The sequence below is a fragment of the Chryseobacterium oryctis genome (assembly GCF_025971925.1).
Classification (GTDB): Bacteria; Bacteroidota; Bacteroidia; order Flavobacteriales; family Weeksellaceae; genus Chryseobacterium; species Chryseobacterium oryctis.
In genome coordinates this window covers 13,675-27,524 of the sequence record NZ_JAPDHV010000007.1, presented here as the reverse complement: position 1 = coordinate 27,524, position 13,850 = coordinate 13,675, and the positions used below count along the sequence as shown (strand labels likewise).

The 13,850-nt window shown below is 33.6% G+C and carries 11 protein-coding genes; 10 read left to right on the top strand and 1 reads right to left on the bottom strand.

Annotated elements, in window-relative coordinates; genetic code table 11:
* Positions 1–73: 73 nt before the first annotated feature.
* Genes porK through OH806_RS14050 form a run of 5 tightly spaced genes read left to right on the top strand, consistent with a single transcriptional unit; the run spans position 74 to position 5,936 of the window.
* On the top strand, positions 74–1,489 hold the full coding sequence (porK, locus tag OH806_RS14070) for a T9SS ring complex lipoprotein PorK/GldK (RefSeq protein WP_264744310.1): 1,416 nt from the start codon (positions 74–76) through the stop codon (positions 1,487–1,489).
* A 58-nt stretch (positions 1,490–1,547) separates the two neighbouring features.
* Entirely contained in the window at positions 1,548–2,243 is a 696-nt protein-coding gene (gene porL / locus OH806_RS14065; RefSeq protein WP_264744309.1) for a type IX secretion system motor protein PorL/GldL, read from the top strand.
* A 52-nt stretch (positions 2,244–2,295) separates the two neighbouring features.
* On the top strand, positions 2,296–3,885 hold the full coding sequence (gene porM, locus OH806_RS14060) for a type IX secretion system motor protein PorM/GldM (RefSeq protein ID WP_264744308.1): 1,590 nt from the start codon (positions 2,296–2,298) through the stop codon (positions 3,883–3,885).
* Positions 3,886–3,907: 22 nt separating this feature from the next.
* Positions 3,908–4,846 (top strand): type IX secretion system ring subunit PorN/GldN, encoded by a 939-nt coding sequence (porN, locus tag OH806_RS14055; protein WP_264744307.1) that lies wholly within the window; start codon positions 3,908–3,910, stop codon positions 4,844–4,846.
* Between the two features lie 55 nt (positions 4,847–4,901).
* Positions 4,902–5,936 carry an NAD(P)/FAD-dependent oxidoreductase gene (locus OH806_RS14050; RefSeq protein WP_264744306.1) on the top strand — a complete coding sequence of 345 codons (1,035 nt, stop codon included), beginning with the start codon at positions 4,902–4,904 and terminating at the stop codon, positions 5,934–5,936.
* Between the two features lie 95 nt (positions 5,937–6,031).
* Here the strand turns inward: OH806_RS14050 and OH806_RS14045 are convergent, their stop codons facing one another.
* Positions 6,032–6,427 (bottom strand): hypothetical protein, encoded by a 396-nt coding sequence (locus OH806_RS14045; protein ID WP_264744305.1) that lies wholly within the window; start codon positions 6,425–6,427, stop codon positions 6,032–6,034.
* A gap of 279 nt (positions 6,428–6,706) precedes the next feature.
* Here OH806_RS14045 and OH806_RS14040 point away from each other — a divergent pair, with 279 nt between their 5' ends.
* From OH806_RS14040 to OH806_RS14020, 5 genes are all read left to right on the top strand, one after another.
* Positions 6,707–7,099 carry a hypothetical protein gene (locus OH806_RS14040; protein WP_264744304.1) on the top strand — a complete coding sequence of 131 codons (393 nt, stop codon included), beginning with the start codon at positions 6,707–6,709 and terminating at the stop codon, positions 7,097–7,099.
* Positions 7,100–7,273: 174 nt separating this feature from the next.
* Positions 7,274–8,335: an efflux RND transporter periplasmic adaptor subunit gene (locus OH806_RS14035; RefSeq protein ID WP_406567644.1), complete on the top strand. Its 1,062-nt coding sequence runs from the start codon at positions 7,274–7,276 to the stop codon at positions 8,333–8,335.
* Between the two features lie 20 nt (positions 8,336–8,355).
* The gene (locus tag OH806_RS14030) at positions 8,356–11,550 is read left to right on the top strand and encodes an efflux RND transporter permease subunit (RefSeq protein ID WP_264744302.1); all 3,195 of its coding nucleotides are present in this window, start codon (positions 8,356–8,358) and stop codon (positions 11,548–11,550) included.
* Positions 11,537–12,979 (top strand): TolC family protein, encoded by a 1,443-nt coding sequence (locus OH806_RS14025; RefSeq protein WP_264744301.1) that lies wholly within the window; start codon positions 11,537–11,539, stop codon positions 12,977–12,979. Before OH806_RS14030 ends, OH806_RS14025 begins: the two co-directional genes overlap by 14 nt.
* Positions 12,980–13,145: 166 nt before the next feature.
* Positions 13,146–13,850 carry a hypothetical protein gene (locus tag OH806_RS14020; protein WP_264744300.1) on the top strand — a complete coding sequence of 235 codons (705 nt, stop codon included), beginning with the start codon at positions 13,146–13,148 and terminating at the stop codon, positions 13,848–13,850.

Here is a 13,850-nt window from a genome sequence, read left to right as displayed (position 1 = left end):
TCGTTATTTCAAAAAAAATCTTAAAAGTTTCTTAAAAAAATTATATATTTACGGCTTAATTATAAAAATTAACATGAAAAGGATATTTCTTTTATTATTATCTGCGTCGGTAGCATCGGTATCTTGTTCAGGTGGTGGTAGCTCTTCTGTAGGGAAGCCAGGAACAAAAGGAGAATTGATACCAAGAGAAAAAACGAAATCATTTGTTGCGGAAAGACCATACGGAATGGTAGGTATCCCTGCAGGTTCTTTCATTGTAGGTTTAGCAGACCAGGATATGACAGACACTCCTGAGAAAGCAGCATTGAAAACTGTGACTGTTTCTTCATTCTTTATGGATGAGGCAGAAACTACTAATGCGGAGTACAGGGTATTTATTAATTATGTAAGAGATTCCATTGCTAGAACTTTACTTGCGGAAGCTGCCGGAGAAGGTGGAGATGGAAAAGGTAAAGGAACAGGGATAGGTGATTACGCTTATCTGGCAAAAAAAGAAGATAATTTAACACCATATCAAGAATATTTAGAAGGACAAGGAGGGAGAGACGAAGGTTATGATCCAAATAAAAGACTAGACTGGAAAGTGCCTTTGCATTGGAATACTAGCAAATATCCAGATGTAGAATACGCTGAAGTATTAGAGTCTATGTATTTACCAGCTTCTTCTAGAATTGCTAATGAAAGAATTCTTGATGTGAGTAAATTGAAATATACTTACAGATGGGGAGATATGGATGCTGCAATTGCTGATAATGAGAGAGGGGTAAATTATTTGAAAAGTGAAAGTATTGCTATCTATCCAGATACAACTGTTTGGGTGAAAGATTTCCATTTTGCTTATAACGAACCATTATTTGAACAATATTTTTGGCATAAAGCTTATAAAGATTATCCGGTTGTTGGTGTAACTTGGGATCAGGCAAGAGCTTATTGTAACTTTAGATCTAAATTAAAATCGGATTATAACGAAAGTTTAAAAAGAAAAAAACAAAGACCATTACAATTCCGTCTACCTACTGAAGTTGAATGGGAATATGCTGCTAGAGGAGGTCTGCAAAATGCAACTTACCCTTGGGGAGGTCCTTATTTAATGGATGATAGAGGTTGTTACTTGGCGAACTTCAAGCCAAAAAGAGGTAACTATATGGAGGATGAGAAAAAAGGTACTTATACATATACAGCTCCAGTAAAGAAATTTAAGAAAAATGGATTTGGGTTATTTGACATGGCAGGTAACGTTTCTGAATGGACAGAATCAGGGTATAATAATTCTTCTTACGGATTCTCTTCTACTCTAAATCCTTCTACTAAAGATAAAACAGATACTAAGAAATCTGTTAGAGGAGGTTCTTGGAAAGATGTAGGATATATGCTTATGACAGGTGCAAGAGACTGGGAAAGAAAAGATTCTGCAAGAAGCTATATTGGATTTAGAACGGTACAGGATATTCCTGAAGCTGCTGTTAAACCTAAAAGAGTAAACAGATAAAAACATTTTTTGGTAAAAAATCATTAACTTAAATTAACATTAAAAAAAACTAACTTATATGTTTAAGACTAAAGATGCGTGGATGAACTTCTTTTATTCATTCGGTGCTGCAATTGTAATTCTTGGAGCTTGGCTTAAAATTACACACATTACTTTGGGACCTATCAATGGTAATATAGCACTTACTGTGGGGCTTATTACTGAAGCTATTATCTTTATCATTTTTGCGTTTGACCCGCCAAAATCTGAGGAATCTTATGCTTGGGAAAATGTTTATCCTGAATTGTTAGATAAACATGCAAATCCTAACCCATTACATTCTAATATATCTTCTAAAAATAATGCTGCTTCAGCTTTTGCTGAATTAGAAAATTCTCTTTCATCTAAACTAGATAAAATGCTTGAGGATGCTAAATTAGATGTGCAATTATTTGAAAGATTAAGAACAGGTATTGATAAATTTTCAAGTTCAGTAGATCAAATTAATCAAACTGTGGATGTTTCTGCTTCTACTCATAAGTATAATGATCAATTAAATAAAGCTGCTTCACACATGGAGAGTATGAATGCTTTATATGCTATGCAATTAGAAAGTGGTAAGAGACAATCAGAATTTGCAAACAAATATGTAGCAGACATGCAAAAATCTGCTGAACAATCAGAAAAATTCAATCAAGAATTACAAGGTTTAACAGCTAACTTAAATAACTTAAACAGAGTTTATGGCGGTATGTTAACTGCAATGAAGTCTTAATTCCCTAAACCATTTCTAAAATTTAACTACTTAATCAAAAAAAACAAAGAAAATGGCAGCAGGAAAACAGACACCTCGTCAGAAGATGATCAATCTTATGTATTTGGTGTTCATCGCTATGATGGCTCTAAATATTGATGCAGAAATCATCAGATCATTTTATGACTCTACTACGGCTCTTAACGAAACAAGATTTTTAACTGAAAAGAAAAATGAAAAAATCTTCGAAAGAACTTTAGAGGCTAAAGCTCAACAGGTTCCAGATACTTATGCAACACCTTGGGAACAGTATAAAGTATTAAAGGCCAAAGTTGATATTTTAGTAAATTCAGCCGAAAAAATTAAAAATACTCTTAAAAAACAATCTGAGTTTCAGGAAAAAGACGAAGCAGGAAAAGATATTGATGTAAGTGAGAATTTTGCAGCACTTAACAATAATGAAGCTACAATGGCCTACTTCTTCAAAGAAGGAGACGAAAACTCTCCTACTAAAGAAGCTTTGGATTTGAAAGCTAAAATGGATGATGTAAGAAATTATATTAATGCCACTTTTGGAAAAAATCCTCAACTTCAGGACTTAGTAGATAGAGCAAACAAGTCTATCATTGCTGAGTACCCTAAAGGAAAGTCTCCAAATGGAAAGACATGGTTTCAGAATAAATTCTTTCACCAGTCTCTTATTGCAGCAATATCAAATCTTGGCATTATTCAGAATGATGCGAGAAACGTACAATCTGATGCATTGGCATTATTACTACAAGAAAAAGTAGATGCTAGTATTAAGTTTTCAAGCTATGAGCCAATCGTTTCTGGACCAGTTGATATTCAGGCTGGTAAACAAGCAGAAGTTAAAGTTATGTTAGGAACTTATTCTAACAGTAACAAAATTTCTATAACTGGTGTAAGTAAAGTTGAAAATGGGAAAGGTACGATTGCTATTTCTGGTAATGGTATTGGAGAACATAAGCTAGGTGGTACTATTACATTAACAGATGCTTCTGGTAAACCACAAAGTTTCCCTTGGACACATACTTATAATGTAATCGCTGGACCAAGAGAAGTGAAAATGGAGAAAGGTTTATTATTATCTGCTGATAAAATGAATGTAATGTACAGAGGACTTGAAAACCCTGTATCTGGTTCTATTTTAGGTGCTGATAATTCAAAATTATCATTGTCTGCTCCGGGTGCAGTTGTTAAGAGTGCAGGTGCAGGTAAATGGATTGTTACTCCTAGTACAGGGAATAGTGTTAAGTTAACATTATCAGGTACTGATCCATATGGTAAAACAATTTCTCAGGTTTTTGAATATAGAATTAAGAATGTACCAGCGCCACAAGGGCAAATGAGAGGTCAGACAGTATTAAATATTCCTGCTACTTCGATTCCAAATCAAACAGTACAGGCAGCTATTCCTGATTTTGATTTCCCTGTATCATTTACTGTTAATCAGTTCATGGTTAAGATTCCTGGTAGAGCAGCGTTATTAATCAAAGGTAGTAGTTTAGATGAAGCTGCAGGATTGGTTAAAAATTTGAGAACAGGAGATGTAGTATATGTATTTGATATTAAGGCTACTGCTACTGGATTAGGTAATCAGACATTGAAAAATATTTCACCTGTTGTAATCAATGTTCAATAATTTAATAGATTAAAATAACATTATGAAAAAATATATAGGTAGTCTTTTAGTTTTAGTTTCTGGACTAATGTTTTCCCAGACTATTCTAAACGCATCTTCTCCGGAAGAGTTCAGAAGAATGAGAGCTGAGAATAAGCAAAAAGTTGGCGATACAGTTATTGATAACAAAGTAAAGCCTCTAGAATACGGTTATGTTGAAGATAAAGATATCTTGAAAAGCATGATGGTTTGGGAGATTATTGATATGAATGATAAAATTAATCAACCATTCTATTATGATAATCCGGATGGGTTGTTAGCTAAACAGACAAGATCTTTGTACCAATTACTTTTAGATGCTGCTATTTCTGGTCAGATTCAGGAAGTTTATGATGATGAAAACTTTGTTACTAAATTATCACCTGAAGGAATTCAAAAGAGACTAGAGAGTGTAAGAGTTTCTGATGCGGCTATTGATATTCTTAATTCTGGTAGACAATTAACAGAGCAAGAGAAAAAAGAATATACAGATATTTTTAAAACTACTACTGAGAAGGTTAAAGTTCTTAAAATAATGGGAATGTGGTTCATTGATAAAAGAGATGGACAAATGAAGTACAGACCTCTTGGTATTGCTGCTATGGGACCAGATCCTGCTGTACAAGGTAGAACAGGACCAGACGGTCAACCTTTAGCCGGATCAGATGAACTTATCGATTTATTCTGGATTTACTATCCAAGTGCAAGAGATATCTTAGCAAATAACTATGTTTATAACAAAAAGAATTCATCTGCTGATCTGTCTTTTGATGACTTAATCAATGCAAGAAGATTCTCTTCTGTTATTTACAAGTCTTCAACAGGACTTGGAGATGGAACTATTAAAGATTATATTCCTAGAAATGCTGAAGAGCAATTAGAAGAAAGCGAGAAAATTAAGGAGCAAATTCTTCAAATGGAAAATGATATGTGGAATTACTAAATTTCACTTGATATTTATAAAAAACCTGAGTAATTTTACTCAGGTTTTTTTTATTATGAAAAATGTAGATTATATAATAGTAGGGGATGGATATGCGGGACTTTTCTTTGCGCATCAATTGATAACAAATAATAAATCTTTTGTAATTTTTTCTGAAGGAAGGAGAAGTGCATCCCAAGTGTCAGCAGGAATTGTAAATCCTGTAGTTCTCAAAAAGTTTACTACGTTTTGGAAAGCTCAGGAGCAAATAGATTTCTTGAAAGAATCATTGAAAGAAATTGAAGATTATACAGGAAAAAAATATTTACTTGAATTTCCTATTCATAGAATTTTTCATGATGAAAATGAACAGAAGCTTTGGCTCAAAAAATCAGATAATGATGAACTCAAAGATTTTTTGAATGAAAATTTCACTCATTTAGACGTTGTAAAAAACAATTTTAATACAGGAAAGGTTAATCAGTCTGCCAGACTTGATGTTAATGGATTTTTCGAGGGTTTATTCAGTTTTTTGGAAAATAATGAAAAATTAATTAAAGAAAAATTTGATTATTCTTGTCTTAATACTAAAGAATCTGTTTATAAGGATATTAATTTTAAGAATATTATTTTTTGTGAAGGAATTGGGGTGAAAGATAATCCTTTCTTTTCTGGAATTCCTGTAAATCCAAATAAAGGACACCACATTAAAGTAAAGTTATCGACTTCAATGCCTGAAAATATTACAATTAAGAAAAAACATTTCCTTTTTCCTACAAATGATGATCTGTACTTTTATGGGGGAACTTATGACAGAGATCAATTATATAATCACATAGACGATTCTGCGGTAGAGCAGTTGGTGAAAGGGTTATCTGAATTTTATCCTTATGATTTTGAAGTAAGAGAAGTGAATTTTGGCTTTAGACCAACTGTAAAAGACCGAAGACCTATTATAGGAAGGCATCATGAATATAAGAATTTATATGTTTTTAATGGCCTTGGTGCAAGAGGAATTTTAAACGGTTGTTATTTCTCCAAAAATTTATATGATTTTATTGAAAACAACACTCCTATACATGAAGAAGTTTCATTGGAAAGGTTCAACTAAAAAATTAAGCGCTTTTACAAACTGTAAAAGCGCTCTTTATATTGATGTGTTTTTAAAATATGTAGTAAAAAATTTTAGTCAAGATCATTTTTTAGTTAATATGAAGCCATGTTATTGCCAATAGATTTAGATACTTTTTTAGTTTGGAATAATACCATGTTATAATCTTTTTTTAGCAATGTAACTTTTCCTCTTATGTTTGAATATTGATATTCTGCATTAGTAGCCGTAAATTCTGGTAATTGGTTATTTTTTTTCAATTCATAAGTTTTGCCTTCTAATCGAATTGTAACTATATTTTTTGTGTTGTTTACTACTACCTCCATTTGTTCTCCATTCTCATCAGTAAAAACATTTTTTGAGATGTCATCATTGTTTACAGAAGGAGCATCGTCTTTAATGACATTCATTTCAGACTCTTTTGAGTGCCTACAGGATATCGTTGAAAGAGTAAAAACTCCCATGGTTGCCAGTAATAATAATTTTTTCATGATAATATGTAATGATTTGTGGTTTGTTTTGGTCTAATAAAATTACAATTTTTTTTAATCATATATGTTAATTTTTCATAAAATAACAAATTTTGTACCGTATATGGTCATCTCTGGTTAAAATCAGGAGCAATGGTGAACTTTTTTACTGTTTAATATTTAATTTTTAAACTTTAAGTTAAGAGTGATTGTGTTTTTTCAGCTAAATTAAAGGAGAGTTAAATTTTGTTAATCAACTATGATAGTATATAAATCTAAATGTACATTTGTGCCTTCAAAATGAGAAATTATATAGTATATTTTTTTACGTGCCTTTTTCTGCTATTTGTAGTAGAAAGCAGGATTAATGTAAAAACTTTACAAAATAATTATACTGCTCATTCTTCTCAAAACATGCCCAAAAGGGTAAATCGTTTAAATCAGACTTACGAAAAACTTTCAATTCAGCAAACTCCGGATAATTCGGGAGATACTTATTCTTTAGAAATTGCTGAAGATGACTTTCAACTTTCAGATACATTTCAGACAATTGTTGTTTTTGCAAGTGTTTTTAGTCTGGTCTATATTTTTGGTTTAAAAAGCTTTAAAAAGCCAAAAACAGCCTTTGATGGGCTTATTACTAATTTTTCTTCTGTAAAAAGATTCATTCTGATTCGTTCAATTAGAATTTAAAATTTTATTCTTTTCAAATAATTTTCTGCTCGTTTATTTGGGCGGGAAATATCATGCGTTGTGTTTGTTGGTAAGCATCACATTGTAAGAATACTTATTACCATTTTCAAATTTTTCATAACCGATTTAAAAATATTAAACTCTAAAATTATGGTGAAAAGAGTTGTCGCAAGCATGATGCTGAGCTGTCTCTTATTGGTTGTTAGTTGTAACAATAAAAAAGAAGAAAAAGAAGAAGCTGCAGTGTATCCTGTTACGTCTCCTGTAAAGATGGATACGGTGATTAATAAAGAATATGTAGCTCAAATTCAATCTGTAAAGAACATTGAAGTTCGTGCGCAGGAAAAAGGATTTTTGGAAAAAATTTATGTAGATGAAGGGCAGTATGTACATGCAGGGCAAACATTGTTTCGAATTATGCCTCAATTATATCAGGCAGAATTAATGAAAGCAAAAGCTGAAGTAGAACAGGCCACGATTGAACTGAAGAATGCAAATACTTTGGCAAATAATAATATTGTTTCCAAAAACGAAAGGGCAATGGCAAAGGCTAAATTAGATGCAGCTAATGCAGAAGCCAAATTGGCTCAGATTCATTTGTCGTTTACTAATATTAAAGCTCCGTTCTCTGGAGTTATTAACAGGATTCCTTTGAAATTGGGAAGTCTTGTTGATGAAGGCGATTTATTGACTTCTTTATCAGATAATACCAATGTTTATACCTATTTCAATGTTTCAGAACCTGAATATCTGAACTATCAAAGAAATGTAGCTTCAAGAGGAAGTAATCAGGTTTCTTTAATTATGGCAAACGGAGATATTTTTCCTCAAAAAGGAGAAATTCAAACAATTGAAGGTGAATTTGATAATGAAACGGGAAACATTGCTTTTAGAGCAAAATTTCAGAATCCTGATAAATTATTAAGAAATGGAGAAACGGGGAAAGTACAAATGACGCTTCCTTTGAAAAATGCTTTAATCATTCCTCAAAAAGCGACGTATGAAATTCAGGATCAAAAATATGTTTTTGTAATTGATAAAAATGGAGTTGCAAAATCTAAAAATATAAAAGTGGCTTATGAACTTCCTGATTTATATGTTGTTGCTTCCGGTATTTCTGAAGGAGATAAAATTCTTCTTGAAGGGGTACAGAAGGTAAAAGATGATCAAAAAGTTCAGACAAAATTCCAGGAGCCTAAAAAAGTTCTTCAATCATTGAAATTAAAAGCAGAGTAAGACTCTTTAAATGAAGTAGTATGTTTAAGAAATTCATTCGCAGACCTGTTCTGTCTATCGTAATCTCTTTGATTATCGTATTTATGGGAGTTTTATCGCTAGTTAAATTACCCGTTACTCAATTTCCGTCCATTTCACCTCCAAAAGTGAATATCACTGCAGAATATCCTGGAGCCAACAATGAGTTGTTGATTAAATCCGTAGTTATTCCGTTAGAAAGAGGCTTAAATGGTGTTCCTGGAATGAAATATATGACTTCTGATGCCGGAAATGATGGAGAAGCATCTATCCAGGTGGTTTTTGATTTGGGAACTGACCCGAATGTAGCTGCTGTAAATGTTCAGAACCGTGTGTCTTCAGTAGTTAATAAACTTCCGCCGTTGGTAGTTCGAGAAGGGGTAAAAATTACCCGTGAAGAGCCCAACATGTTGATGTATATTAATTTGTACAGTGATGATCCAAAGGCAGACCAAAAATTCCTTTTTAATTATGCAGATATCAATGTAATGTCTGAACTAAAAAGAGTAAGTGGAGTTGGTTTTGCAGATATTTTGGGAACAAGAGAATATGCTATGCGTATTTGGCTTAAACCTGATAGGTTAACAGCTTACAGTATTTCCGCTGATGAAGTAATGGAAGCATTAAATCAACAAAGTTTAGAAGCATCACCCGGGAAAACAGGGGAAAGTTCAGGGAAACGTTCGCAGTCATTTGAATATATTTTAAAATATCCAGGTCGTTTTAATAATGAAAAAGATTACGGAAATATTATTCTGAAAGCAAAACCTGGAGGAGAATTTATAAGATTAAAAGATGTTGCAGATATTGAGTTTGGTTCTTCGATGTATGATATCTATTCTACATTGAATGGAAAACCTTCTGCTGCAATTACAGTAAAACAATCATATGGTTCTAATGCAAGTGATGTTATCAAAAATGTAAAATCTTTAATGGCAGAATTGCAAAAAACGACTTTCCCAAAAGGAATGCACTATGATATAAGCTATGATGTCTCAAGGTTTCTGGATGCATCAATAGATAAGGTGGTTCATACCTTGTTTGAAGCGTTTATTTTGGTGGCAATTGTAGTATTTCTATTCTTAGGAGATTGGCGTTCAACTTTGATTCCGGCTTTGGCTGTTCCGGTTTCACTGGTCGGAACTTTTGCAGTTATGTCCGCTTTCGGAATTACGTTGAATATGATTTCACTTTTTGCTTTGGTAATGGCAATCGGGGTTGTAGTTGATGATGCGATTGTTGTAATTGAAGCAGTTCATGCCAAAATGGAAGAGAAACATTTATCTCCGTTGAAGGCTACAGAAGAAGCAATGCACGAAATCAGCGGAGCAATTATCGCAATCACTCTGGTAATGGCTTCTGTATTTATTCCGATTGCATTCATGTCTGGTCCGGTTGGGGTATTTTACCGTCAGTTTTCGATAACAATGGCTTCTGCAATTATCCTTTCAGGAGTTGTAGCGTTGACATTGACCCCGGCTTTATGTGCTTTAATTTTAAAAAATAATCATGGGAAAGCCAAAAAAAGAACTCCGATTACCATTTTCTTGGATAAATTCAATGGGTTATTTACAAAAGGAGCAGGGAAGTATGAGGGAATGCTGAATAAAACAGTGAAAAAGAAAACAATCACACTTCCGCTATTATTGGCTTTTTGTGCTTGTACATTTTTCTTGAGCAATTCACTTCCTTCTGGGTTTATTCCTGCTGAAGACCAAGGGATGATTTATGCAATTATACAAACTCCTCCGGGGTCAACTTTGGAGAGAACAAATCAGATTGCCAAAGAATTATTGAGAGAGTCTGAAGATATTGATGGTGTACAATCAGTTTCTTCTTTGGCAGGTTATGAAATCTTGACTGAAGGTACAGGTTCTAATTCAGGGACTTGTTTAATTAATCTTAAAAGTTGGGAAGAACGTAAAGAATCTGCTGCGGAAATTATTGAAAAACTGGAAGAGAAAGCCAAAAATATTCCTGGGGCGAATATAGAGTTTTTCCAACCCCCATCTATCCCGGGATACGGAGCTGCAGGTGGTTTTGAACTTCGTCTTTTAGATAAAGCGGGAAGCGGGGATTATCAAAAAATGGAAAAAGTAAGTAACGATTTTGTAAGGGAACTGAAAAAACGTCCCGAATTGGGTTCTGCATTTACATTCTATTCTGCAAGTTTCCCCCAATATATGCTGAAGATTGATAATGATTTGGCAGAACAGAAAGGTGTGACGATTGAGAATGCGATGGATAATTTGTCTACATTGATTGGTTCCAACTATGAAACGAGCTTTATTCGTTTTGACAGGCCATATAAAGTTATTGTTCAGGCAGGCCCTCAATATCGTGCTTTGCCAAGTGATTTATTAAAGCTATATGTTAAAAATGATAAAGAACAGATGGTTCCGTATTCAGATTTCATGCATTTGGAAAAGGTATATGGCTTATCAGAAATTACGAGACACAATATGTATAATTCTGCGGAGGTGAGTGGAACTCCTGCACCTGGATATAGTTCAGGACAGGCTATTGCTGCCATTAAAGAAGTTGCTGATAAAACTTTGCCGAGAGGTTTTGGTATCGATTGGGCAGGTATTTCCAAAGACGAGGTAAGTCGTGGGAATGAGGCAGTATTCATTTTCTTGGTATGTTTAGGATTTGTTTATCTTATTCTTTCTGCTCAATATGAAAGCTTTATTCTTCCTTTGCCTGTAATTTTATCGTTACCAACGGGAATTTTCGGGGCTTTTTTATGCTTAAAATTATTAGGATTAGAAAACAATATTTATGCTCAGGTTGCAATGGTAATGTTGATTGGGCTTTTGGGTAAAAATGCGGTATTGATCGTAGAATTTGCTGTGCAGAAGAAGGCAGAAGAAGGAATTCCTGTTGCACAGGCTGCAATTGAGGGGGCTGCTATCCGTTTTCGTCCGATTTTGATGACTTCATTTGCATTTATCGCAGGTTTGATTCCGTTGGTGATGGCAACTGGTCCCGGGGCAATAGGAAACCGAACGATTGGTACAGCGGCAGCAGGTGGTATGTTTATCGGAACTATTTTCGGATTAATGATTATCCCTGGATTGTATTACATTTTCGGAACAATTGCTGAAAAATCAAGATTGGCAAGATATGAAGAAGAAAATCCTTTAACAGAACAAACAGAACCTTATCAACACGATGACAAACATGAAGATTTATAATAAATATATATTACCCGTTGCGATATCGCTTGTTTTAGCAAGTTGTAAAGCTCCTATGGCAACCGTTATAAAAGATGAGGTAAAGCAAAACATTCCTCAGAATTTTAATCAGCAAGAACAGGCTGATGCTAATAATAACAGTGGAATGACGCCGTGGAGACAGTTTTTTACTGATGCTAATTTGGTCGTTTTAATTGAAACGGCATTGAAGAATAATCAGGAGTTGATGATTACTTTGCAGGAGATTGAGATTGCAAAAAGTAATGTTCTTTATAAAAAAGGGAAGCTATCGCCTACTGTAGCTGCAAAATTAGGGGCTGGAGTAGAAAAAGTAGGTCGATATACAAGTCAGGGAGCAGGTGATGCCAATACTGATATTGAGCCTGGAAAAGAAATGCCGGATCCGTTAGGGAATTTTGAAGGAGGATTAATGGCAAACTGGGAGATTGATATCTGGAAAAAATTGAGAACCGAAAAAGAAGCTGCTGTTGCTCACTATCTTTCGACTGTTGAAGGGAAGAATTTTGTGCTTTCAAGTTTAATTGCTGAGGTTGCAGATAATTATTATGAATTATTATCACTTGATAATCAGCTTGAAATTATTCAAAAATATATTGAACTTCAAAAGAAGGCTTTAGAAATCTCTAAAATTCAGAAAGAAGCAGCGGCTGCAACTGAACTGGCAGTGAAAAAATTTGAGGCTGAATTGGCTAAATCAAAAGCCGCAGAATATACAATTCGTCAGCAGATTACAGAAAAAGAAAATCAGATCAATGCTTTGTTGGGAAGATATCCACAGCCGATTGTGAGAACAAAAGAAAGCTTTATGACAATGATTCCTCAAACCGTTTATACAGGGATTCCTTCACAATTATTGTCGAACCGTCCTGATATTAAACAAGCTGAATTGGAATTAAAATCCTCGAAACTAGATGTTGAAGCAGCAAGAAAAGAATTTTATCCTTCTTTGGAAATCTCTGCAACATTAGGGTTGGAGGCATTCAAACCATCTTATTTGGTTAAATTGCCGGAATCGGTCGCTTACAATTTGGTGGGAGAATTAGCGGGTCCATTGATTAATAAAAGTGCAATTAAAGCTAATTTTCAGGCTGCCGATGCCAAACAGATTCAGGCTTTGTATGAATATGATAAAACGATTTTAAATGCTTATCTGGATGTGGCTAATTTGATGTCGAAAATCAAAAATATAGACCAGTATTATAAATTAAAATCTGAAGAAACCCATGCTTTAGACCAGTCGATTGATATTGCGAATCAACTATTCCGTAATTCGAGAGCAGATTATTTGGAGGTTTTGATGAATCAGAGAGATGCATTAGATGCTAAAATGGAGTTGGTGGAAGCTAAAGAAAAACAACTAAGTACAGTTGTTGATATTTATAAAAGTTTAGGAGGTGGCTGGAAGTAGAGAGTAACTTTTAAATCGTTACTAAAAAAGGGGCTGTGTCTTAGGACTTAGCTCCTTTTTTTAGTAGTAAATCTAAAATTATTTGAAATTTTTTTTTAATTAAAAATAACACGTCAAGTTTTGTCGCTTTACACAGATAGCTTTGCGGTATTAAATCATTAAAGCTATGAAATTACCATTTTACTTAAGTTTCAGAGAATTTGAAAAAGAATATTACGACAATCTCGAAAAATGGTTTGAACATTACGACAATACCAATGAAATTGACTTCCTAAAAAGTCAGGCAGAACTATACAGACCATATCTGAGTTATAATTTTTCGGAGGATAAATTGCAGACGGATGCTGTAATTAAAGTGAAAAATTGTTTCTTCCCTTATTTTGAAAATTTCGGAATTTCCTTTTGTGTAGATGTTGAGAACGGCAAAAGAACTCAAGATGTATCATCTAAAATTGACAATATATCAGAATGGAAAACCATTACCATGATGGAATATGCCCAACATATTTTGGATAAAATCAATACATATTTTCAGAAAAAAGGATTGGATAAAACCAAAGAAAATGTTCTTGATTACATCAATAATTATGAAATTATTACGTCCAAAGAGCAGACAGGTTATTGTTTAGATTATACCCAACACCAAAAAACGATTCCTTTTTTAGAAGCATTTTTACCGAATTTTGGCTGTACGGTTGATATTTCTTTATATAGAAATTTCTTTTTTTCCATTGTCAGAATTGCTGATTTTATTGATTATAGACTGAAAGCTGTTGAGGCTTTCGAATTCAGTTCTTACAGCACTTTAAAGTCTGAAGCTAAAATACAATTGCATATGAAAAATCATAGTTTTCTCACCATTTGCAATTAG

Coding starts and splice junctions, on each gene's coding strand:
- porK (WP_264744310.1), top strand. CDS start 74: ATGAAAAGGATATTTCTTTTATTATTATCTGCGTCGGTAGCATCGGTA.
- porL (WP_264744309.1), top strand. CDS start 1,548: ATGTTTAAGACTAAAGATGCGTGGATGAACTTCTTTTATTCATTCGGT.
- porM (WP_264744308.1), top strand. CDS start 2,296: ATGGCAGCAGGAAAACAGACACCTCGTCAGAAGATGATCAATCTTATG.
- porN (WP_264744307.1), top strand. CDS start 3,908: ATGAAAAAATATATAGGTAGTCTTTTAGTTTTAGTTTCTGGACTAATG.
- OH806_RS14050 (WP_264744306.1), top strand. CDS start 4,902: ATGAAAAATGTAGATTATATAATAGTAGGGGATGGATATGCGGGACTT.
- OH806_RS14045 (WP_264744305.1), bottom strand. CDS start 6,427: ATGAAAAAATTATTATTACTGGCAACCATGGGAGTTTTTACTCTTTCA.
- OH806_RS14040 (WP_264744304.1), top strand. CDS start 6,707: ATGAGAAATTATATAGTATATTTTTTTACGTGCCTTTTTCTGCTATTT.
- OH806_RS14035 (WP_406567644.1), top strand. CDS start 7,274: ATGATGCTGAGCTGTCTCTTATTGGTTGTTAGTTGTAACAATAAAAAA.
- OH806_RS14030 (WP_264744302.1), top strand. CDS start 8,356: ATGTTTAAGAAATTCATTCGCAGACCTGTTCTGTCTATCGTAATCTCT.
- OH806_RS14025 (WP_264744301.1), top strand. CDS start 11,537: ATGAAGATTTATAATAAATATATATTACCCGTTGCGATATCGCTTGTT.
- OH806_RS14020 (WP_264744300.1), top strand. CDS start 13,146: ATGAAATTACCATTTTACTTAAGTTTCAGAGAATTTGAAAAAGAATAT.